This window comes from Veillonella sp. HPA0037, from assembly GCF_000411535.1.
Taxonomy (GTDB): domain Bacteria; phylum Bacillota; class Negativicutes; order Veillonellales; family Veillonellaceae; genus Veillonella; species Veillonella atypica.
Window position 1 is genome coordinate 320,976 of the sequence record NZ_KE150483.1, and the last position, 22,256, is coordinate 343,231.

Annotated in this window: 28 protein-coding genes; 27 read left to right on the forward strand and 1 reads right to left on the reverse strand. The window is 35.8% G+C overall.

What is annotated here, in order from left to right; all coding sequences use genetic code 11:
- Positions 1 to 3: 3 nt before the first annotated feature.
- Genes thrB through HMPREF1477_RS01525 form a run of 4 tightly spaced genes read left to right on the forward strand, consistent with a single transcriptional unit; the run spans position 4 to position 2,800 of the window.
- On the forward strand, positions 4 to 930 hold the full coding sequence (thrB, locus tag HMPREF1477_RS01510; protein WP_016475565.1) for a homoserine kinase: 927 nt from the start codon (positions 4 to 6) through the stop codon (positions 928 to 930).
- Between the two features lie 46 nt (positions 931 to 976).
- The gene (gene htpX / locus HMPREF1477_RS01515) at positions 977 to 1,837 is read left to right on the forward strand and encodes a zinc metalloprotease HtpX (protein ID WP_005379787.1); all 861 of its coding nucleotides are present in this window, start codon (positions 977 to 979) and stop codon (positions 1,835 to 1,837) included.
- Between the two features lie 18 nt (positions 1,838 to 1,855).
- Positions 1,856 to 2,263: a nucleoside-diphosphate kinase gene (gene ndk / locus HMPREF1477_RS01520; RefSeq protein ID WP_005378852.1), complete on the forward strand. Its 408-nt coding sequence runs from the start codon at positions 1,856 to 1,858 to the stop codon at positions 2,261 to 2,263.
- 21 nt (positions 2,264 to 2,284) lie between these two features.
- Entirely contained in the window at positions 2,285 to 2,800 is a 516-nt protein-coding gene (locus HMPREF1477_RS01525; protein WP_005379784.1) for a cob(I)yrinic acid a,c-diamide adenosyltransferase, read from the forward strand.
- 38 nt (positions 2,801 to 2,838) lie between these two features.
- Here the strand turns inward: HMPREF1477_RS01525 and HMPREF1477_RS01530 are convergent, their stop codons facing one another.
- The gene (locus tag HMPREF1477_RS01530; RefSeq protein ID WP_005379051.1) at positions 2,839 to 3,177 is read right to left on the reverse strand and encodes a hypothetical protein; all 339 of its coding nucleotides are present in this window, start codon (positions 3,175 to 3,177) and stop codon (positions 2,839 to 2,841) included.
- Between the two features lie 64 nt (positions 3,178 to 3,241).
- Between HMPREF1477_RS01530 and cobU the strand changes: the two genes are divergently transcribed.
- The 23 genes from cobU to recN all read left to right on the forward strand — a co-directional run bounded on the left by cobU (position 3,242) and on the right by recN (position 22,217).
- Positions 3,242 to 3,820 (forward strand): bifunctional adenosylcobinamide kinase/adenosylcobinamide-phosphate guanylyltransferase, encoded by a 579-nt coding sequence (gene cobU, locus HMPREF1477_RS01535; protein ID WP_005379783.1) that lies wholly within the window; start codon positions 3,242 to 3,244, stop codon positions 3,818 to 3,820.
- Positions 3,813 to 5,339, forward strand: a complete 1,527-nt coding sequence (locus tag HMPREF1477_RS01540) for a cobyric acid synthase (protein ID WP_016475566.1) — start codon at positions 3,813 to 3,815, stop codon at positions 5,337 to 5,339. The genes cobU and HMPREF1477_RS01540 overlap by 8 nt, the downstream gene beginning before the upstream one ends.
- Before the next feature lie 5 nt (positions 5,340 to 5,344).
- Positions 5,345 to 6,337: an adenosylcobinamide-phosphate synthase CbiB gene (cbiB, locus tag HMPREF1477_RS01545; protein WP_038141318.1), complete on the forward strand. Its 993-nt coding sequence runs from the start codon at positions 5,345 to 5,347 to the stop codon at positions 6,335 to 6,337.
- A gap of 7 nt (positions 6,338 to 6,344) precedes the next feature.
- The gene (gene cobS, locus HMPREF1477_RS01550; RefSeq protein ID WP_016475568.1) at positions 6,345 to 7,232 is read left to right on the forward strand and encodes an adenosylcobinamide-GDP ribazoletransferase; all 888 of its coding nucleotides are present in this window, start codon (positions 6,345 to 6,347) and stop codon (positions 7,230 to 7,232) included.
- A gap of 45 nt (positions 7,233 to 7,277) precedes the next feature.
- Positions 7,278 to 8,156 carry a hypothetical protein gene (locus tag HMPREF1477_RS01555; protein ID WP_016475569.1) on the forward strand — a complete coding sequence of 293 codons (879 nt, stop codon included), beginning with the start codon at positions 7,278 to 7,280 and terminating at the stop codon, positions 8,154 to 8,156.
- A gap of 13 nt (positions 8,157 to 8,169) precedes the next feature.
- Positions 8,170 to 9,300 carry a histidinol-phosphate transaminase gene (locus tag HMPREF1477_RS01560; RefSeq protein ID WP_016475570.1) on the forward strand — a complete coding sequence of 377 codons (1,131 nt, stop codon included), beginning with the start codon at positions 8,170 to 8,172 and terminating at the stop codon, positions 9,298 to 9,300.
- A 9-nt stretch (positions 9,301 to 9,309) separates the two neighbouring features.
- The gene (gene cobC, locus HMPREF1477_RS01565) at positions 9,310 to 9,948 is read left to right on the forward strand and encodes an alpha-ribazole phosphatase (protein WP_016475571.1); all 639 of its coding nucleotides are present in this window, start codon (positions 9,310 to 9,312) and stop codon (positions 9,946 to 9,948) included.
- 35 nt (positions 9,949 to 9,983) lie between these two features.
- Positions 9,984 to 10,682, forward strand: coding sequence for a pseudouridine synthase (locus HMPREF1477_RS01570; RefSeq protein WP_016475572.1), 699 nt, complete (start codon positions 9,984 to 9,986; stop codon positions 10,680 to 10,682).
- 70 nt (positions 10,683 to 10,752) lie between these two features.
- Positions 10,753 to 11,826: a Xaa-Pro peptidase family protein gene (locus HMPREF1477_RS01575; RefSeq protein ID WP_016475573.1), complete on the forward strand. Its 1,074-nt coding sequence runs from the start codon at positions 10,753 to 10,755 to the stop codon at positions 11,824 to 11,826.
- 15 nt (positions 11,827 to 11,841) lie between these two features.
- Positions 11,842 to 12,399, forward strand: a complete 558-nt coding sequence (gene efp, locus HMPREF1477_RS01580; RefSeq protein ID WP_005378924.1) for an elongation factor P — start codon at positions 11,842 to 11,844, stop codon at positions 12,397 to 12,399.
- 131 nt (positions 12,400 to 12,530) lie between these two features.
- Complete coding sequence (locus HMPREF1477_RS01585; protein WP_005379016.1) at positions 12,531 to 12,920, forward strand: Asp23/Gls24 family envelope stress response protein; 390 nt, start codon at positions 12,531 to 12,533, stop codon at positions 12,918 to 12,920.
- An 11-nt stretch (positions 12,921 to 12,931) separates the two neighbouring features.
- The gene (locus HMPREF1477_RS01590) at positions 12,932 to 13,303 is read left to right on the forward strand and encodes an Asp23/Gls24 family envelope stress response protein (RefSeq protein ID WP_005383334.1); all 372 of its coding nucleotides are present in this window, start codon (positions 12,932 to 12,934) and stop codon (positions 13,301 to 13,303) included.
- A 9-nt stretch (positions 13,304 to 13,312) separates the two neighbouring features.
- Positions 13,313 to 13,717, forward strand: coding sequence for a transcription antitermination factor NusB (gene nusB / locus HMPREF1477_RS01595; RefSeq protein WP_005378907.1), 405 nt, complete (start codon positions 13,313 to 13,315; stop codon positions 13,715 to 13,717).
- A complete protein-coding gene (locus tag HMPREF1477_RS01600; RefSeq protein WP_016475574.1) occupies positions 13,717 to 14,655 on the forward strand; it encodes a glycoprotease/Kae1 family metallohydrolase in 939 nt (312 codons plus the stop codon). The genes nusB and HMPREF1477_RS01600 overlap by 1 nt, the downstream gene beginning before the upstream one ends.
- 7 nt (positions 14,656 to 14,662) lie before the next feature.
- Positions 14,663 to 15,886 (forward strand): exodeoxyribonuclease VII large subunit, encoded by a 1,224-nt coding sequence (gene xseA, locus HMPREF1477_RS01605; RefSeq protein ID WP_016475575.1) that lies wholly within the window; start codon positions 14,663 to 14,665, stop codon positions 15,884 to 15,886.
- A complete protein-coding gene (gene xseB, locus HMPREF1477_RS01610) occupies positions 15,861 to 16,067 on the forward strand; it encodes an exodeoxyribonuclease VII small subunit (protein WP_016475576.1) in 207 nt (68 codons plus the stop codon). Before xseA ends, xseB begins: the two co-directional genes overlap by 26 nt.
- A 6-nt stretch (positions 16,068 to 16,073) precedes the next feature.
- Positions 16,074 to 16,952 (forward strand): polyprenyl synthetase family protein, encoded by an 879-nt coding sequence (locus tag HMPREF1477_RS01615; protein WP_016475577.1) that lies wholly within the window; start codon positions 16,074 to 16,076, stop codon positions 16,950 to 16,952.
- Positions 16,953 to 16,972: 20 nt separating this feature from the next.
- A complete protein-coding gene (locus tag HMPREF1477_RS01620; protein ID WP_005378985.1) occupies positions 16,973 to 17,458 on the forward strand; it encodes a divergent PAP2 family protein in 486 nt (161 codons plus the stop codon).
- Positions 17,455 to 18,258, forward strand: a complete 804-nt coding sequence (locus tag HMPREF1477_RS01625; protein ID WP_005378843.1) for a TlyA family RNA methyltransferase — start codon at positions 17,455 to 17,457, stop codon at positions 18,256 to 18,258. Before HMPREF1477_RS01620 ends, HMPREF1477_RS01625 begins: the two co-directional genes overlap by 4 nt.
- Before the next feature lie 11 nt (positions 18,259 to 18,269).
- The gene (locus HMPREF1477_RS01630) at positions 18,270 to 19,154 is read left to right on the forward strand and encodes an NAD(+)/NADH kinase (RefSeq protein WP_016475578.1); all 885 of its coding nucleotides are present in this window, start codon (positions 18,270 to 18,272) and stop codon (positions 19,152 to 19,154) included.
- Between the two features lie 15 nt (positions 19,155 to 19,169).
- On the forward strand, positions 19,170 to 19,745 hold the full coding sequence (locus tag HMPREF1477_RS01635) for a class I SAM-dependent methyltransferase (protein ID WP_016475579.1): 576 nt from the start codon (positions 19,170 to 19,172) through the stop codon (positions 19,743 to 19,745).
- Positions 19,746 to 20,089: 344 nt separating this feature from the next.
- A complete protein-coding gene (gene argR, locus HMPREF1477_RS01640; RefSeq protein ID WP_005378897.1) occupies positions 20,090 to 20,545 on the forward strand; it encodes an arginine repressor in 456 nt (151 codons plus the stop codon).
- Positions 20,546 to 20,552: 7 nt separating this feature from the next.
- Positions 20,553 to 22,217 (forward strand): DNA repair protein RecN, encoded by a 1,665-nt coding sequence (gene recN, locus HMPREF1477_RS01645; protein WP_016475580.1) that lies wholly within the window; start codon positions 20,553 to 20,555, stop codon positions 22,215 to 22,217.
- The last annotated feature ends 39 nt before the right edge of the window (positions 22,218 to 22,256 follow it).

Genomic DNA, 22,256 nt, shown 5'->3' on the forward strand with positions numbered 1-22,256 from the left:
ATTATGACAACTATTCGTGTACAAGTACCTGCTACAAGTGCCAACTGTGGTCCAGGATTTGATTGCCTTGGACTAGCATTAAATCTATATAATATTTTTGAATTTACACCTGATGCAAATGCTACATCTTTTAGCTATACATTTCATGGATATGGCGCAGACATATTAGAAAAAGAAGATCCTAAAAAGAATCTCATTGGCATTGCTATTGAACAAGTATTTGCTAAAGCACAAGAACCAATTCAATATGGTCATATTACTTCGGAAACATTAATTCCGCCATCGCGTGGTCTTGGTAGTAGTAGTACTGCTATTGTAGGTGGTCTATTACTAGCCAATAATCTCGTAAACAAACCGCTTTCAAAAGAAGAGTTACTCATCATTGCCAATCGTATGGAAGGCCATCCAGATAATGTGGCACCAGCTATTTTTGGTAATCTTTGTTGTGCTACAGGCCTAAAAGATAAAGTCTTGAATACAGTTATCCCTGTACCAGAGTCACTTCATTTTGCTGTAGTCGTACCAGAGGTATTAGTTTCTACAGAATATGCACGATCTGTATTACCAAATCATGTGCCTTTTAAAGAGGCTGTTCAAAATGTGAGTCATGCATCGTTATTTGTAACTAGTTTAATTACGAACCAATTGGATAATCTTGCGGTTGCCTTGGAGGATAATCTCCATGTACCGTATCGAAAAACGTTGATTCCACATTGTGATAAGGTATTCTCTGCTGCAAAAGCCGCTGGAGCTTATGGTGCAACTATCAGTGGATCTGGTTCTACCTTGATTGCATATACAGATAAAGCTCACGTACAAACAGTAGCTGATGCAATGGGGAAAATCTTTGATTTCCATGGTATTGAGAACAAGGTATATGTGTTAGAGGCAGATACAGCAGGAGCCACAACTATTCAAAATGTGGTATAATAAATCTAGTTAAGGCATAGTCCAAAAACTTATGTTGGAGGACTCTATGAATAATTTTAAAACAACAATGTTACTAGCCACTTTAATAGTGATACTAGTATTATTAGGCGATGCCTTTGGCGGCGCTCGTGGAATGATGTTAATGTTCATCATATCTGCAGGCATGTCAATAGCATCGTATTGGTATAGCGATAAGATTGTGTTAGCACAATACAATGCACAACAAGTTACCGCTCAATCAAACCCAAAACTATATGGTATGGTTGAACAATTAGCTAAAAACGGTAAACTACCAATGCCAAAGGTTTATATCATCCCTACGGACGTACCAAATGCATTTGCAACTGGTCGTAATCCAGAACATGCTGCGGTAGCTGTAACAGCCGGAATTCAACGTTTATTAACAGATGATGAATTAGCGGGCGTTTTAGGTCATGAATTAACACATGTTAAAAATCGTGATACCCTAATTAGTACTATTGCTGCCATTATTGGAGGCGCTATATCTACTATTGCCCATTTTGGTATGTTCTTTGGTGGTCGCTCTGATGACCGCGATGATAATGTCAATCCACTTGCGTTGATTGGTATGGTTATTTTGGCGCCTATAGCAGCTGCTATTATTCAGATGAGTATTTCTCGTACTCGTGAATATTTAGCTGATGAGGGTGGGGCTATGTTAAGCAAGAACCCTTTAGGACTTGCATCGGCATTGGCTAAAATTGAAGAATATTCTAAATATGGAACATTACCTAATGCCAATAATGCTACAGCGCATATGTTTATAATTAATCCTATGATGGGTATTGGTGCTAGTTTGTCGAATCTTTTTAGCACACATCCTAGTACTAAGGATCGTATTGCTAGATTGAAAAAACTATCTCTAAATCCACATTATAGATTTTAATAAAAGGGAGGTTTAAAGATGGAAGAAACTTTAGTTCTTATTAAACCAGATGGTGTAAAACGTCAAATCTGTGGTGAAATTCTTACACGTTATGAACGTAAAGGCTTAATCATTAAAGCTATGAAATTACTTCAAACTCCAAAAGAATTAGCACAAGAACATTATGCAGAGCATAAGGATAAACCATTCTTTGGTGAATTGGTTGATTTTATCACTTCTGGACCTGTACTAGCTTTTGTACTAGCTGGTAAAAATGCCGTTACTTCTGTACGTACTATCAATGGTGCAACTAATCCTGTAGATGCCACACCTGGTAGTATTCGCGGTGACTATGCCTTAACTATGGATTCTAATGTTGTACATGCATCTGATTCAGTTGATTCAGCAGCACGTGAAATTCATTTATGGTTCCCAGAATATAAATAACATCTAATTAGGAGGTAAGCCATGGGTAGTAGTGTTTATACAAAAACAGGTGATCAAGGTACAACAGGTCTTTATACAGGTGAACGTGTAAAGAAATCTTCTCTTCGCGTTGAAGCCTATGGTACGATTGATGAGCTTCAAGCCTTCTTGGGATTAGCTCGAGCCTATGCAAAGAATGTAAGAGTACAAGCTGAGTTACTCGATATAGAACGTTCCTTATGGACCTTAATGGCTGATATTGCTAGCTTGAATCAAGCACCACAAATAACAGATCAACAAGTAAAACATTTGGAAAAGGTTATCGACCGTTTTGATGCAAAATTAGAACCTCTTGCAGAATTTATTCTACCTGGTGAAAATAAATCTTCTGCCTACTTACATGTATCTAGAACAGTTGCTCGTCGTGCAGAACGTGATTTATGGCGTGTATTAGACGATGGTGAAAGCGTACATGAATCTAATTTGCGATACTTAAATCGACTATCTGATTTATGCTTCATATTAAGTCGTGTAGAAGAAGAAATCGGAGAAGAATAAACAAAAAAAGCTATGTCTTCACATAGCTTTTTTCTTTATTAAGATTGTGTAATTTCTTGATTCAATACATCATGTGGACTTGGATAGAAAAAGAAGATATGAGGAATTTGATATCTAAATTTTTCACGCAATAAATCTGCTAATGTTGTCTCAAAATTTATAATTTTAGATGCATCAAAAGAAAAATCCTCTACTAATACAAACATTTGTGGTTCCACAATAGGTGCATTAGGAGGTAATTCAGAAGGGTCTAGCGGTACATTAACAACTACACGACATGTACCAATATATCCACCTTGACCATCTTCAATAGCTACACGATAGGTATTTTCCCAAAGGGTAGACATCATTTTTAATTTCATATTCATAATTTCCATAGTGTATCTCCTTTTGTTATACTAATAATGATACAGAAATTATATATACTTGTATAGGTGGTTTATGAAATCTACAATTATTCTATGCTCCGGAGGAGCTCGTAGTGGAAAAAGTGAATTTGCAGAACAATTAGCCTTATCCTTAAAAGGGCGAAAGGCATATGTTGCTACCGGGCAAGCTTTTGATGACGAAATGAAAGATCGTATTAAAAAGCATCAGTTGCGCCGTGGTAAAGAGTGGATTACCTTCGAAATTCCACTATACTTACACAAAAATTGGGAACAAATTAAGAATGTAAGTGATGTCATCTTGATTGATTGTCTTACAATGTTTACATCAAATCACGTCTTCGCTCATGGGGATATCAATACGCAGGAAGATTCTAATCGTATTGAATCTATTATTTTAGAAGAGCTACGACTATTATTACAGGAAATTAATAACAGTAATGATAAAACTGTTATTTTTGTGACCAACGAAATTGGATTAGGTATTGTACCGGAAAATAAATTGGCAAGATATTTCCGCGATATAACTGGTCGTGTAAATCGAGAGGTTGCTAGTGCTGCCAATAAAATGTACTTAACAATTAGTGGAGTAACCATAGAATTAAAATCTCAGGAGGTTCATATAAATGGCTAAAAAAATCATGTTCCAAGGAACGAGCTCTAATGTAGGCAAAAGTATTTTATGTACTGCATTATGCCGCATTCTTTATCGAATGGGCTATAAAACTGTGCCATTTAAAGCACAAAATATGGCTTTAAACTCCTATGTAACCAAATGGGGTGATGAAATTGGACGAGCACAAGTTGCCCAAGCTGAAGCAGCTGGTATTGATCCTATTGTACAGATGAACCCTGTATTGCTTAAACCTACAGGAAATCAGTCATCTCAAGTCGTATTAATGGGCAAACCAGTTGGTGTCTATAGTGCTAAAGAATATCATACCCATTACTCCTTAACAGCTCTTGATAAGGTCAAAGAATCTCTTGCCTTTCTCGATGAAAATTTTGAAATGATTGTCATCGAAGGGGCTGGTAGTCCTGCTGAGGTTAATTTAAAAGCTAATGATATCGTAAATATGCGTATTGCTAAAATGACACAAGCGCCTGTATTTCTCATTGCCGATATAGATAGAGGTGGTGCTATTGCTTCTATTGTTGGTACATTAGAATTACTCGAACCAGAAGAACGCGATTTAATAAAGGGGATTGTAATTAATAAATTCCGTGGCGATATTAAGTTATTAGAACCAGCATTGACTTTCATCGAAGAAAAAACAGGTAAAAAAGTAGTTGGTGTTATTCCTGCCATAGAAAACCTTGATATTGATGAAGAAGATTCTGTAGCTTTGGAAAATAAAAAGAATGTAGGTTCTAAAGACATTCAAATTGCTGTAATCCAAACACCTAAAATCTCTAATTTTACAGACTTTGATGCATTGAACTATGAACCCGATGTATCCGTTCGTTTTGTCGGTTCTGGAGATGTTATTGGTACGCCTGATTTGATTATTTTACCAGGTTCTAAAAATACATTGGCTGACTTAACATATTTAAAAAACTCCGGCTTAGCTAATGAGATTAAAGAGCTCGCGGAAAAAGGAACTCCTGTAATCGGTATTTGCGGTGGTAACCAAATGCTTGGTACTGCTATATATGATCCGCATCACATGGAAGGGGATATTGAGGAGAGTGAAGGTCTCGGTTTAGTTAACTCTACTACAACCATGAAGGATCAAAAAACGACACATCAAGTTACATTTGATGTTGAGAATTTACATTTCCTTAACGGTACATTTTCTGGTAGTGAACTCGTAGGCTATGAAATTCATATGGGTGATACAACACCAAATGATGATACTGTAAAACGTTGTTTTACCATTACTAAACGTAGTGAAACTCCTATAACGGTCGTAGATGGGTTTATCGATGGTCGTCATCAAGTTATGGGTACCTACATTCATGGTGTTTTTGATAATGATGAATTCCGTCGTTTTATTATAAATCAATTGCGTTTACGTAAAGGATTAGATGAAACACCTGTTGTTTTCCATTATTTCGAACATAAAAACAATGCGTATAATCGTTTAGCAGACATCGTAGAAGAACATTTGGATATGGATTACATTATGACTCTATTAAAGGATAATGGGTGATATTAATGGATTTAAACATTCTCTTAGAGTGGTTTAAACACTACAACTATGTGTGTATTCCAATTTTGGCATTTATTATTGATACGATTATTGGGGATCCCAATAGTAAGTTTCATCCTGTTGCCCTAATTGGTCGTGTCATATCATTTTATGAGGCTGTATTTTATAAAGATACAGATAATGATACAAAAAAACTTTGGTATGGTGGTATTGCAGTTGGATTTATATTGTTAACCATTTATATCATAGCCTCATTGATTTTATGGATTGGTAGTCTCATTAATGAATGGGTAGAATATTCTATTCAAGTTCTCATCGTGTACATTACAATTTCACCTCGTTCATTAGGCGCGGCTGGATTTGAAATTAATAGATTGCTTAAACAAGGTCGTATCGATGATGCAAGACATCGCGTTTCATGGATTGTAGGGCGCGATACAGAAGATCTTGATGAAAGTGAAATCACTCGGGCCACAGTAGAAACAATATCAGAAAATACCATTGATGGCATAATTTCACCACTATTTTTCTTTATATTAGGTGGTCCTATAGGAGCTATATTATATCGCACAGCTAATACTATGGATTCCATGTTGGGATATAAGAATCAAAAATATATGTTCTTTGGCCGTGTGGCGGCTCGTTTAGATGATATATTAAATTGGATCCCAGCACGACTAACATTCCTATTATTAGTTATTTCTGCCTTTATATTACGATTTGATGGCAAATCCGCATTTCGTATTGGTCTTCGCGATGCCTATAAACATCCTAGCCCTAATGGTGGCTATGCAGAAGCGCCTGTAGCAGGGGCATTGCACATTCGCCTAGGCGGTTATAACCAGTACTTTAAAAAGATGACGTTTCGTGAATATATGGGTGATGCATTAGAAACACTAAATCGACTACATATTACTCGATCTATATATATGATGTATTTGTCAACAATACTTATGATAATCATCACCACTATAGTCGCTTATCAATTTATGGAGTAATACATAGATGACACCTTTCTTTATAGCTTTACAATTTCTAACTAGACTAAAAATAGTAAATCAAACAGAATGGTCCATGGAAGATTTTGGTAAGTCTGTTGGTACATTTCCTTTTGTAGGATTGATCATCGGTATATTTTTAACCCTAATTTATTTTATATTCTCTCAATTTTTGTCACCTATGCCATTAATGCTTATTATCGTTATCAGTGAATTTTTGTTCACCGGTGGCTTACATGCTGATGGATTAATGGATACAAGTGATGGACTTTTTTCTGGCCGTGAGAGAGAGAAAAAACTAGAAATAATGAAGGATAGCCGTGTAGGTTCCTTTGGGGTTGTAGCTTTTGTATTTATCACATTGTTAAAATGGCAACTGTTAACTGCAATTCCTATACCTGAATTTATACCTATTATACTTGTAATGATGCCTCTCATGAGTAGATACACATTGATTTTAAGTATTCGCTCTTATCCATATGCTCGAAAATCGGGTATGGGGCAGGCCTTTGCAGTATATGCACCAAAACATGTCATCACATGGAGCACGATTTCTACTTTCTGTATGCCTATTATTATTTGTTTACTTTTATCGTTACTATATGCAATCGCTTTAGGTATAACAAGTATACTTTCGATTCCATTTATACCATATAACATAGCTATTTTTGGCCTAGCATACGCTTTGGTAGGCTTAATGGAAATCAATATTTTCTCGATGATTGTTAGCTATATCATTAATCGTATTATCAATCACTATATTGTTAAACAACTAGGTGGAACGACTGGTGATACATATGGCTTCGTTGTTGAAGTAACAGAGGTCTTGTTGATATTAGTATATATAATTACGTTGACATTATTATCTTCTGTTGTGAAAGCTCCTATTCTTTAATCATTTAATTATACATAGATTGTTTTATTGTGTAAGGAGGATTTAGTGACTTATTATGTTCGTGCACCAGGCACTTGTGGGGAATTTATCCAAGGGGCCATTGATGGACAATCATTTCTTGTGACATGTCCAATCAATCGCTATTCCTATGCACTGAGCCAGGTAACACATCCATTGCCACACTATTATTGCTCCTTACAACCTAAGTCTAGTCAAGCTCGCAACTTAGTAAAGGATATTTTACATATTCCCAGCCGTGACAATACTGCTATCTATATAAGATCAGATATTCTTCAAGGAAAAGGAATGGCATCTAGCTCTGCGGATATAGCAGTAGCCGCAATGGCCACTGCTTTATCATGTAATAGAGCATTAACACCAAAAGAGCTAGAAACCATCTGTTTATCAGTAGAGCCGACGGATGCTGCTTTTTACCCTGGAATTACACAATTTGATTATATAAATGGGTCCATCTGTAATTTTTTAGGAACGTGTCCGCCTTTAAAAATACTCATATTTGATGAAGGTGGTACTATTGATACCATCTCTTTTAATCAACAAAAAGATTTATCCCATAAAATACAGGAGAAAGAGCCTATCATTAGAGAATCACTAGAGCTCTTCAAAAAAGGTCTAGAAACACATGATATTACGTTAATAGGACAGGCCGCTACATTGAGTGCCTTTGCTAATCAACGTATTTTATATAAACCAAATTTATATGAATTTCATGACATTGGTAATGCTTTTCATAGCGTCGGTACAATCATTGCTCACAGTGGTACAATAATGGGTCTATTATTTCCAAGTGATTATACGGCTATCGATGAATGTAAGCGATACATCGAAAAAAAATTACCTACCTTACAATATATTGATATTGTGGAAACAACAAATGAAGGACTAACATATATAAAACGATAAAGGAGGATCTCCTATGCCAGATACACATGGCGGAAATATCTTTAAATTTTCTCATGACCACAAAATAAATCTATCTGAAGTAACTGATTTTAGTGCCAATATTAATCTATTAGGACCTAGTCCAAAAGGCTTAGAAGCACTAAACGAACGGTTGCGATATATATCTCATTATCCAGATGTTACAAATGATGATGTTATGAATACTATTGCCGATGTATATGGTATAGAAAAAGATTCTATACTTCTAGGTAACGGAGCTGCAGAGCTCCTCTATGCAGTTGGACGATTATCTGGATTTACAGGGGCTTTTGTTCCTGCGCCTGGCTTCTCTGAATACCAATCCTCTATGGATGCTGCGAACATACCGGTAAGGGAAATTTTTTATCGTCAGCGACAAAATGATGATGGCACCCCATATTTTGAAGTACCTTATTTAGCATTACAAACATTTGCTGCTGAATTAAAAGGTCAAGATGGACGCATTATCGTATTTTTAGGTAACCCTAATAATCCAGATGGAACATTGTTGGATAAACAATCAATCAAGGTATTAGCACAAATGTTAAAAGATGCTAATAGCTTACTTGTTATCGATGAATCGTTCATTGATTTTATTGGTAATGAATCGTTACGAGACAATAGCCACTCTATGCGCGAGCTCATTAATCAATATGACAATGTAATTATCGTACATTCTTTTACAAAATTTTATGCTGTACCAGGACTTCGTATTGGTGCAGTGTTCGCCAATCCTACATTAATACAAGAATTGCGTCAATATATTCCTGCATGGTCTGTAAATACATTGGCACAAGCTTATACTGAATCCGCACTAACCGATACTAAGTATATTAACGATAGTAAGATGGTATTGGCTAATGAAGCAAAGTATATGTATGAATCATTATCTGCTATTAAAGATTTAGTAGTCTATAAGCCATCTGCCAATTATATCTTAATGGAAATTAATGATCCTGATATTACAGTTACAGATGTACAAACTAGATTAGAAAAACATAATCTATTAATTCGTAGCTGTGCTAATTATAAAGGGTTAGGTCCAAAATGGATGCGGATTGCTATAAAAGATCATGCACACAACGTGGAACTTATTCATTTATTAAGTACCATATTTGAGAAATAGGAACACAACATGAAAACATTATATATTATTAGACATGGCGAAACAGAATGGAATAAGATAGGTCGCTATCAAGGCATAACCGATGTTCCTTTGAATGATAATGGAATAGCACAGGCAAAAGCTTGCGCTAATGCATTGAAGAATGTACATTTTGATCGTATTTTATCAAGTGACCTATCTAGAGCCCTCGTAACAGCAGAAACGATTCGTGGTAATCGAAATATCGATATTACAATAGATCCTCGGATGCGAGAAATTGATTTTGGTGACTGGGAAAAATTATTGTTCTCAGACATCGAAGAACGATGGCCAGGACTTATTGATCAAATGTATCGACAACCTGATATTGTCAAGCTACCAAATGGAGAAAGCTTTCAAGAAGTACAAAATCGTGCATGGGATGGTCTTTCAGAATTTATAAGTCAAAATGATGATGACGAAACAATTTTAATAACCTGTCATGGTGGGACGATTCGTACACTTTTATGTAAAATGCTTGATATTCCCATTGGTCACTGTTGGAATTTCAGCCAAGGTAATACCGCAATTAATCGCATATTTTACAATGGTATGGGACCATCGGACCATAATATTTTAAACTTATTAAATGATACTGCTCACGTAGATAATTTAAGAGGGCATGTATAATTGATTCTTTCAAATGCTATGAAAGAGGAATTAAGATGCGATTAGATAAACTATTAGCCAATAAAGCCTTTGGTAGTCGCAAAGAGGTTCACCAAATTATAAAGGATGGACGTGTTACTGTAAATGGTGCTGTTATCCTAAAAAAAGACCAATCCATACATATAGATGATGATATCATTGCAGTTGATGGCGTACAAATATCAACAAAACAACAGTATTATATTAAATTTCATAAACCTGCTGGATATATTACAGCTGTAGAAGATCCTACGCATCCTGTAGTGATGGATTTATTACCACCTGAGTTTAAGAAAATGGGTGTATTTCCTGTGGGACGCCTAGATAAAGATACAGAAGGTCTATTATTACTCACAAACGATGGTATTTGGGCGCATTCTATTATTAATGGACACAAACATGTACCGAAGGTATACTATGTGGAATTTAATGGTAAACTCACAAAAGAAGGCATTGAACGTATAGAAACAGGAATAGTATTAGGGGATGGAACCCAATGTAAACCGGCTAATATAGACGTTCTTTCTGAACAGTCTCTACATATAACCATTGAAGAAGGAAAGTACCATCAAGTTAAACGTATGATTGGAGCCGCTGGAGGCGAAGTTACCTATTTAAAGAGATTGTCTATAGGTCATATTACATTAGATGGGATTGAAGCTATTAATACATATTCAGAAATAGACGACCAAGATGTAGTAGACTTTAAAAAATAGCATGAAAATCTATTCAATATAGGCATTTTATGGTATTATAAGGTGTACTTTATAGACTAGGAGCATGATTATGAACGGATTAAATCAGCTACAAAAGTATATTAAAGAACAAGAATTAACTGGTGTCGTTTTAATTGACCCTATAAATTTACATTATTTTGCTGGTTTTACAGGTACCACAGGATTTGCTATTGTCACACAAGATAAAGCTTTCATGATTACCGATTTTAGATATACAGAGCAAGCTACAAAACAATGTGAAGGCTATGAGGTTATTCAATATGAAACATCAGTTATGGATACTCTTGTAGATATTTTTAATGACAATCACATCCACGATGGTCTCTTTGGTATTGAAGGAAAATATATGCCTGTTGATACATATGAAACCTTATGTGATACTTTAGATGAACGCTTTAATTTTACATCTATCAATTTTGCAAAATTACGTGCTGTAAAACGAGAAGATGAATTAGAATTAATGCGTAAAGCTGCTAAAATTGGAGACGATGCATTTGCAGCATTATTACCGCAATTAAAGGTGGGTATGACGGAGAATGACGCGCGTATCATACTCGAATCAGAAATGTTAAAACGAGGTTCAGAGAAACCTTCTTTTGCAACAATTGTAGCATCCGGCAATCGCTCTAGTATGCCTCATGGTGTGGCTAGTGATAAGATTATAGATGCCGGTGATTTTATCACCTTTGATTTTGGCGCTGTGTATAAAGGGTTTCATTCAGATATGACTCGAACCGTCGTTATGGGCCCCGCATCAGAGCAACAAAAGAATTTGTATAGTATAGTTTTAGAAGCTCAAAAACGAGGTGTTGCAGCAGTTCGTGCAGGAATTACAGGCAAAGAACTTGACGCAGTATGTCGTGACTATATACGAGAACGAGGATATACCAAGGAGTTTAATCATGGTACGGGACATGGTGTGGGTCTAGAAATCCACGAAGAACCAGTGGCCAATGCAAAGTCCGATACGGTATTTTCCGAAAATATGATCATTACGGTAGAACCAGGTATTTATCTTTCTGGTGAAATCGGATTGAGAATAGAGGATAGTGTTATTGTTAAAGCTGATGGCTGTGAATTATTAACACATAGTCCAAAAGAGTTAATCGAAATAGGTATTTAGAAGGAGAAGAGTTAGATGATTTCCAGTAATGATTTCCGCCCAGGTGTAACCGTTGAGATCGACGGTAATGTATGGCAAGTAGTTGATTTCCAACACGTTAAACCAGGTAAAGGTGCTGCATTCGTGCGTACAAAAATGAAAAACTTGCAAACTGGTTCCGTAGTAGAACGTACTTTCAACGCTGGTGAAAAAGTGCCAAAAGCACATGTTGACCGTCGTCGTATGCAATACTTATACGAAGCTGATGGCGCATACACATTCATGGACAATGAAACATATGATCAAGTGGAATTGAATGTTGAACAACTAGGTGATGCTAAAAACTTCCTTCTTGAAAACATGGAAGTATCCATCATGTTCTTCCAAGGTATTGTAATCGGTATTGACTTACCTGTAGCTGTAGAACTTCGCGTAGTTGAAACTGATCCTGGTATCCGTGGCGATACTGCAACAGGTGGTAATAAACCAGCTGTATTGGAAACAGGCTACACTGTAAAAGTACCTCTCTTTATCGAAGTAGATGATGTACTTCGTATTGATACTCGTACTGGTCAATACATCGAACGTGCCTAAAACTATTTCATTGATATAGTGGGCCAGATCTTTTAAATGTAATATAGTCCCCCATATATCTTTGTTAAGCTGAGCACTTGTCGTCTATGTCATTATATAGGGACAGGTGCTCTTTTTTGAAAGAGGCCTATATGACTAAGAAAAATACTGAGTTAGAAACTGGTAAAATTAAAATCGCAGACAATGTATATGCTACTATTATTAGTATGACCGCATTAGATACTAAAGGAATCCATCATATGAGTTCTACCTTTAATGATGGTGTTAATACCTTTTTTGGACGTAAAAATGCCCATGAAGGTGTAAAGATTTCCTTTAACGATGACGGAGCAATTTCAGTTACATTATATGTGAGTATCTCCTATGGGTATCGCATACCTGATATTGCACTGCGCTTACAAGAGCGGATTAAAACTGCACTCGTCAATTACACAGAAATAGAAGTTGAAACAATTGACATCGTAGTCCAAGATATTATTTTTGATGATTTTACACCTGAACCAATTCAGCGTAACGAATAATAGGAGGGCCTATGAGTCAAGACGATAAATTAAACTATGGCTTAGATACAGCAACAGTAGATATTGCAGATTCCGTCATCATTGATGTTGCCATTAAGCCCTTAAGTACAATTCCTGGTATTCATTCTTTAAGTCCACGCTTATATGATGAAATTGTTGATGGTATAACGAACGCTTTTGGACAAAAAAATTTACCAGGCATTAATGTAAAGCATAGAAAAGGCTTTATCGAAATTAATGTGTATATCCGTTGTCTATACGGATACAATGTAATAGATATAGCAAAACAATTGCAGTCTGAAATTAAACAAACACTAAAGAATACGCTTGACCTTGATCACGTAAAGGTTGATGTACATATTGAAGGAATTATCAAAGAATAAGGAGACAATATGTCTAAAAAGAGAAATAGACGTGAAGCACGTCAATATGCATTCCAAGTTCTATACGCTAATGAATTTCATACCTCTAATGATGATGTGATTTTCCCAGATGGAGAAATCTCGTTGTCTATGGATATTGCTTATGCAAACCAAATAATAGATGGTGTGTTATCCCATCTTGAAGAAATCGACACAATACTTGAACCATATTGCACAAAACGGAAATTTGTACTTATGGATAAAGTAGACCGCGCCATTTTACGTCTTGCGATTTGGGAGCTCAACTACAATAGTGAAGAGGTATCTCCATCTATTGTTATCAATGAGGCTGTACAATTAGCAAAATCCTTTGGTTCTGATGCATCCTATAAATTAATCAATGCGATTCTAGATGCTTATAATAAGAGTAAATAATGAAACGATATTTTCTAGGAATTGACACAAGCTGTTATACGACGAGCTGTGCCATTATTGATGATGAACTAAATATAGTAGGAGAAGCTCGAAAAATATTAGATGTAAAGCCAGGAATGAAGGGACTTCAACAATCTAATATGGTGTTTCAACATACAAAGGTATTGCCTCGTCTTATCGAAGAATTACCTCAAGTTCCATTATCGGGTATTGGTGTTAGTGCTTTTCCTAGACGCTCTGATGATTCTTATATGCCGGCCTTTCTTGTTGGTCATGGTTTTGCTAGAGCACTAAGTCATATGATGCAAGTACCAATGTATGAATTTGCTCATCAAGAAAATCATATTTTAGCAGCCCTAAGGGAAATTGGACATGTCCCTACGTTTCCATTCTATAGCTTACATCTTTCTGGTGGTACTACAGAACTCGTTTTAACAGAATATAAAGGTAAGGGGATTTTTGAAAGCTCTATTATCGGTGGTTCTAAGGATCTACAAGGCGGACAATTTGTCGATCGTGTAGGTGTTGCATTAGGTATTCAATTTCCTTGTGGCAAAGAATTAGAACTACTTGCTTCACAAACAGATACGTATGATCCGCTACCTTCCTCGGTTAAAGAAGGATGGATTAGCTTTGCTGGTCCTTGTAGTGCTGCACTGCGTAATATCGAAAAAGGGACATCACCTGCATCTATGAGTAAGGCACTATTTAGTTGCATAGGAAATTCTCTGGAAAAATTATTAACCTATCATCTCAAACATACACCAGTATCAACATTAATTGCCGTTGGTGGTGTAATGAGTAATTCTATACTACGCAATCGTCTAAATGGGTTCTGTCATAAGAATAACGTAACGGTTCATTTTGCAAATCCTAAATTTTCTGTCGACAATGCTACGGGAAATGCTTATGGAGCATTCTTAGCAACACAAAAGTAGGTATATCGTGAATGTATTGAGTATCACCCAATTAAATAACTTAATAAAACGAACAATAGATAGAGAGTATCTACTAAAAAATGTCTATGTTAGTGGTACCATAACAAATGCTAAGCGTCATAGTAGTGGTCATGTATATTTTTCCTTAAAGGATGAGGAATCATCTATAGATGTAACAATGTGGTCTAGTACGGTTCAAAGTAAAGGACTCGCTAATGCATTCCAAAATGGATTATTAGTAACCATCAAGGCATCCGTTAATTTCTATAACAAAATGGGCCGTTTAAATCTTATCGCATCGGATATGCAGGTTGGTTCTAAAAGCCCATTACAGCTTGAATTCGATGCTCTGCAAAGAGAATTATCCGCATTGGGCTATTTTGATGATGCTCACAAACAACCAATACCAGTTCTATCAAGTTGTATCGGTATTGTCACATCCTCTACAGGTGCTGTTTTACACGATATATTACATATTAGTGAACATAGAAATCCGCTTATGCAATTTAAATTATTCTCTGTACCAGTTCAGGGAACAACAGCGGGTCCAATCATAGCTAAAGGAATTGAAGCTGCAGATAAAGATCCAGATGTTGATGTCATTATCGTCGGTCGCGGCGGTGGTTCAATGGAGGATTTATGGTGCTTTAATGATAGAGTTGTTATCGAAGCTATTTACAATGCATCTACACCTATTATTTCTGCAGTAGGTCATGAAACAGATTATACATTAGCTGATTACGCTGCTGATATGCGTGGTGCTACACCTAGTCATGCCGCAGAAATTGCAGTGCTTCCGTTGACTACACTACAACAGGATTTACAACAAAAACTTGATTATTTACAGTATGTAATGGATCAAACATTACAGCAAAAACGTATTGAATTAAGTACAATTTTTAATCGTCGCCTCGGGTTTCCTGCATTACAATTACTGCATAAACAAAATTCTCTCTTACAATCCTATAAGGAGAAATTACAAACTTTAGCGTCACAACGATGGCAACATGAAAAGCATAAACTTTCACTTATAACACAGGAATTATCACTGCAAAATCCAATCCATTTAATGGTGAAAGGCTATTCCAAAATTGAAAAAGAGGGACATACCATAAGTTCAATTCAAAATATGGCCAAAGGAGATGTATTTAAAATTACATTGCGTGATGGTTCTATAAAAGCAGTTGTAGAGGAGGTATTACCGGATGGCAACATCACTGAAAAGTTATGAAAAAAAATATAAAGCTCTTGAAGATATCGTTCGTCAACTCGACGATGGTGAATTATCTATGTCAGAGCTGTTAAATCAATATAAAAAAGGCTTAGCCTTAGTTAAGGAATGTGCAGATATGCTGGATTCTGTGGAAGGTGAAATTCAACAGATTATCGAAGAGGTACGCATCGGAGAGTAATAAGCTATGTTAAAAACATATTTAGAAACTAGCAAACAATCGATTGAACACTGGTTAAGTGCCGTATTACATTCCCCTATACCAGAATATAAACGTTTATATGAATCTATGAACTATAGTTTATTACAAGGGGGAAAACGAATTCGTCCTATCTTAACCAAAGCTGTTTTAGATGCAATGAAGGTTGATGCATCATTATATAAAGAGTTCCTATGTGCATTGGAATGTATTCATACATACTCACTGATTCATGATGATTTACCAGCTATGGATAATGATGATTATCGCCGAGGTAATTTAACCAACCATAAAGTATATGGAGACGGTATGGCCATTCTTGCAGGTGATGGTTTATTGACCTATGCATTTCAACTTTGTAGTGAAAATACAACCGCATCAGCTGAGCAAAAAATCAAGGCTATCCAATGTTTAGCGACCGCAGCTGGTCCTGAAGGCATGGTTGGCGGACAAGCTTTTGATTTACTATCCGAAGGAAAACATATCCCTCTAGAGGAATTAAAAGTTTTACATAGTGGCAAAACAGGTGCTTTATTTAATGCGGCTATTGAGTTAGGGCTCATTTTATCTAATGCTGATCAAGCAAAATATGCGGCCTATATGACATATGCCAATTGTCTTGGTTTGCTATTCCAGATTACAGATGATATTCTTGATGTAACGGGAACCATTGAAGAGTTAGGCAAAACACCTGGTAGTGATATACGACAAGATAAATCCACTTATGTTTCATTATTAGGGCTTGATGAGGCACGTAATGAAGCACATATAGTCGCACAAAAGGCACATGCTGCTTTAGCAACAATAGAAGATGATACACACATACTAAGTGCTATTATTGATTATTTAATGGATCGTACACATTAAACATTAGAGGATAAAGTTATATGTACCATATTTTAGAGGAAATTTGTCATAATTATATAGCGCAAGCCGCATTTTGGGGCTGGTTTTCAGCACAAGCCATTAAATTCTTATGGCAACTTGTCCGTTATCGTACATTGCGTTTTGAACGTTTAGTAGGTTCCGGAGGATTTCCTAGTTCACATACATCCTTTGTAATTTCTACTACTGCCGCTTTGTACTTTAAAAATAATGGTATTACTGATATATTTGTGGTAGCATTAGTATTTTCTATTGTAGTCATGTATGATGCGTCTGGTGTACGTCGTCAAGCTGGTCGACAAGCACAAATATTAAACCAAATTGTGGAGTATTTTAGTAAACGAAATATTCCTGTTATTTTAAAAGACCGAGAAATTGCATTAAAAGAATTACTAGGTCATACGCCAGTTGAAGTATTTGGTGGTTTAGTATTAGGTATTCTAATAGCTTATATTCAATATTTCTATGTGTATAATGGTGTCATATGAGTAATAAAGAACGTTTAGATATTCTCCTTGTTAACCGAGGATTATTTGAAAGTCGCGAAAAAGCAAAAGCTGCTATTATGGCTGGTCAAATCTTTATGGATACAACACGAATCGATAAGGCTGGTACAAAGGTTCCTGTAGATGCAAATCTCACAGTAAAAGGTAATACCTTACCATATGTAAGTCGTGGAGGCTTAAAATTAGAAAAAGCTATTCAAATATATCCCATTGATTTAACCGATGCAGTCATGATTGATATTGGTGCTAGCACGGGTGGATTTACAGATTGTGCATTGCAAAATGGTGCATCCAAGGTGTTTGCAATAGATGTAGGATATAACCAACTAGCTTGGAAACTTCGCCAAGATGAACGCGTAATCAATATGGAGAAGCAAAATATACGTGCGGTTACTGCAGAACAATTGGGTGAACTTGTAGATTTCATATCTATTGATGTAGCTTTTATATCTCTCGATAAGGTATTACCTGTAGCTACTACACTATTAAAAAATACAGGTTCATTAGTAGCTCTCATCAAGCCTCAGTTTGAAGCCGGTAAAGAAAAGGTCGGAAAGGGAGGTATTGTTCGAGAGCGAGCAGTACATGAAGAGGTACTTTCACGTATATTACAGGTTGCTTATGATTGCAAATTATATTTACACGGATTAACCTTCTCACCAATTAAAGGGACGGAAGGCAATATTGAGTTTTTAGGATATTTTACTAAATCTGAAGAAGGTGCATTATCTATAACTGATGAATTAATTACAGCAGTTGTAGATGAGGCTCACATGCTATAGGAGATAGATATATGCGTATTGGTTTTTTTCCTAATATGGGTAAAAGTACAATCATGGCCGTTCTTAAAATGGCAGCTCATATCTGTAGAGAAGAGCAAATAGAAGTATATTTACCAGATGATCTTGAAAGACCTGATACTTACAAGGTATTACAAATACCAAAGGAAAATGTACTTCCTAGACCAGAGATTTTTAAACAAATTGATGTAGCATTTAGTTTTGGTGGCGATGGCACCATCATCCATTTAGCACGTCAAATTTTCTCTTATAATATACCTGTATGTGGTATTAACTTAGGAGAACTTGGTTTCTTAAATCAAATTGAAGTCCATCAATTACAAAGTCATATTAAACGCATTGCTCAAGGTGACTATACAATTGAAAAACGAGGCCATCTTCATGCCTATATAGATAGGGAAGACGGAACAAGAGAAGACTTAGTCCCAATTATTAATGAAGTCGTTATTACACGTGCTGAACCAGCTAAAATGGCGCGTATCAATTTAGCTGTAAATGGACAACATACGCAGATGTATCCTTCTGATGGACTGATTATTTCATCAGCTACAGGGTCTACAGGATATAATTTATCCGCTGGTGGTCCTATTATGAAGCCAGATAATCGATCTATTATTATAACTCCAGTTGCGCCACATTTAATTCAAGGTATCTCTATGGTCTTAGAAGAACATGATACCATTCAAATTACAATGCCTGATCGTGAACCTCAACTGCATATATGCATAGATGGTACATTTGACTATTCATTTACTAACAAAGAAGCTTTACATATTTCATCGAATCCTGTGTATTGTTTATTTGTTCGATTTAAAGATCAATGCTTCTTTGGCACATTATTTAAAAAATTAGCATCTCGTAGGGACGAGTTATTATAAGGAGTGTGAACGCATATGATTAATATCAACAATGCAGTTCAATTTCAACATCTTATTTGGGATCGCATTATGAAATCTGCCTCTGTTGTAGTGGATGCAACATGTGGCAATGGCCACGATTTACTGTATTTAGCAGAACGAGCTCAACCTGAGTGTCATTTATATGGCATAGACATTCAAGAACAGGCTGTCAGTGCTAGCAGGGAATTACTAGCATCCAAGAAATTGCAGTCAAATGTAACAATTACATTTTTACACAATTCTCACGACATTGCACTTCATCAAGAAATCAAAGAAAATACCATTGATTTAATTATATTTAATTTAGGATATTTACCCGGTGGAGATCATAGCATCATAACACGCCCTCATAATACGATTGAAGCTCTAAACAATGCATTTCCTAAACTCGCTAAGGATGGAATCATTACTATCGTAGCATATCCTGGCACTCCTGAAGGTATGGAAGAGAAAGAAGCATTGCATGAATATATCGCACAGTTAGATCAAGCAAAGTATAATGTATGCCATTGGCATCCTATAAATCAAGCTAACAATCCACCTGAATTATATTTAATTCAAAAACGATAATTGCCATAACAGCTATTTTATACTTATAGTAAATAATCTATACTTTTACTATACTAAAAATGCATAATACGAAATAAAAGACCCATTAAAGGGTCTTTTATTTATGCAACTCACCTGTAAAAATCGTTAATCATAAATTCTCTATAAATAGATGAACCATATATTATGTGTGTTTATAAGAGGTGAAAACTCCATAAATTAACTAATTATTAATTATTAGTTCAATATGCATAACACGTATGGTATATACGGAATATACCATATATTAATTTTGAATATATGGTATAATAATGTAAGAAAGATAATATTCTCTTTTATGTGCAAGTTTAAAAAGGGAGCAAAAAATGAAACGCTATCGCTATAACAAAATTAAGGAAATTGTTCAGTCTAAGGCGATTGAAACACAAGAGGAGTTAGCAGCGGCTTTATTACAAGAAGGCATAGAAGTAACACAGGCTACTGTCTCTCGTGACATCAAAGAATTAATGTTAATTAAAATACCAACTGGCGATGGACATTATCGATACGCATTATCTCCAGAAGAAAATGTAGTATTATCACGTAGTCGTATTAACCGTTTATTCCAAGATTCCTTGATCAAGGTTGATCATAGCTTAAATCAGGTCGTGCTACATACGATTCCTGGCTCTGCTCAATCTGTAGCATTTTCTATTGATCATGCAAAATGGTCTGAATTAATTGGTACACTCGCAGGAGATGATACAATTTTACTTATCGCGCGCTCCGAAGCTGAGGTACCTGCAATTCTTTCTAGAATTCAAGATTTAATGAAGGATTAGTAATTATATGTTGACGCAAATGAGCATTCGAAATTTTGCGTTGATTGAGCAAATGAATATTTCATTTAAAGATGGCATAACTATCTTTACCGGCGAAACTGGGGCAGGTAAATCCATATTAATGGATGCTTTCAGTATTCTATTAGGAGAACGCGCTAGCAGCGAGTTTATTCGTCATGGTAAAGATAGTTTTGTTATAGATGGCATATTCGATATTGCCAATCACCAAAGTTTATTAGATTTATTACAATCAAAAAATATATTGGTAGAGGACAATCAACTAATTCTATCTAGGTCCTTTAATACATCTGGTAAATCTATTATATTGGCTAATGATCAACCCATTCCTCTAAAGGCGCTTAAAGAGATTGGTCTATTATTAGCAGATATTCATGGTCAATACAGTAATCAAAAATTATTAAATCCTGATTCACATCATGAGTATTTAGATGGTTATAACCAGGCTGGTAGTAAGGCTTATAAAGAATATAAAGCAGCCTATAAAGAATATAAAGAGGCCAAGCAAGCGCTAGATAACTTATCTGAGCACATGGCTGAACGAGCCCGTGAACTTGATATGCTTCGTTTTCAAATCGATGAAATAGAAGAGGCTGGATTACAAATAGGCGAGGATGAATCTATTGCTGAAGAACTGAAACGTTTAGATAGCTTCGATCATATCGATAAGGTACTTGGTTCATGTTATGATGCTTTTTATGGAGGCAGGCATCCATTATTAGATACAGTTAATGCTATCAAGGTAGAAGTAAATGATCTTGTAAAATATGATGATGAGGTTAAAGAAATCTCTGAACTCGTTAATTCCGCATACTTTCAATTAGAAGAAGCCGCTCAATCTCTTGATCGATACCGAGATTCTATTAGTTATGACGAAGAACGCTATGCATACTGCCAAGATAGAGACTCTGTAATCTATGGTCTTAAAAAGAAGTACGGCGAAACAGTCCAAGATATATTAAATTATGAAGAAAAGGCGCAACAACGCTTAGAGGAATTAGAATCCGAAGTTTGTGAACAAGGTGCTTTAGAACAACAATTAGTGGAAAAAGAAAAGGTTGCAAAAACAGCTTTAGCAGCATTAATTTCTATACGTCGTGAAAATGCAGATGTAATTGCTAAACAACTACGAGCTGAAATTGTTGATTTAGGTATGGAAAAAGGGGATATTCGTTTTTTCATAGATGAAAGTGAAGAACTTTTACCATTAGGTGCTAAATCAATTGAATTATTATTTACCGCTAATAAAGGCGAACAGTTGCTACCATTACATAAAGTTGCATCTGGTGGTGAATTGGCTCGCATTGCACTGGCACTAAAATCCGTATTCCGTACAGATAATCACAAAACACTTGTATTCGATGAAATCGATGTCGGTATAAGTGGAGATATAGCATTGAAGGTAGCTGAAAAAATCTTAGCTCTCTCCAAGACAAATCAAGTATTCTGTATTACTCATTTACCACAAACAGCAAGTATTGCAAAACAGCATTATCACTTATCTAAACAAGAACAAGAAGGCCGCACCATTTCAACATTATCTGAATTGAGCGAGGAAGAACGGCTTTCACAAATCGCATCCATGATGTCCGGCAAGGGAATGTCTCATACAGCACTCGCTGCGGCGCAAGAACTTATTGACCATTTTCATTGACTAAATACGCATAATTACTTATACTTATTATATTAACTC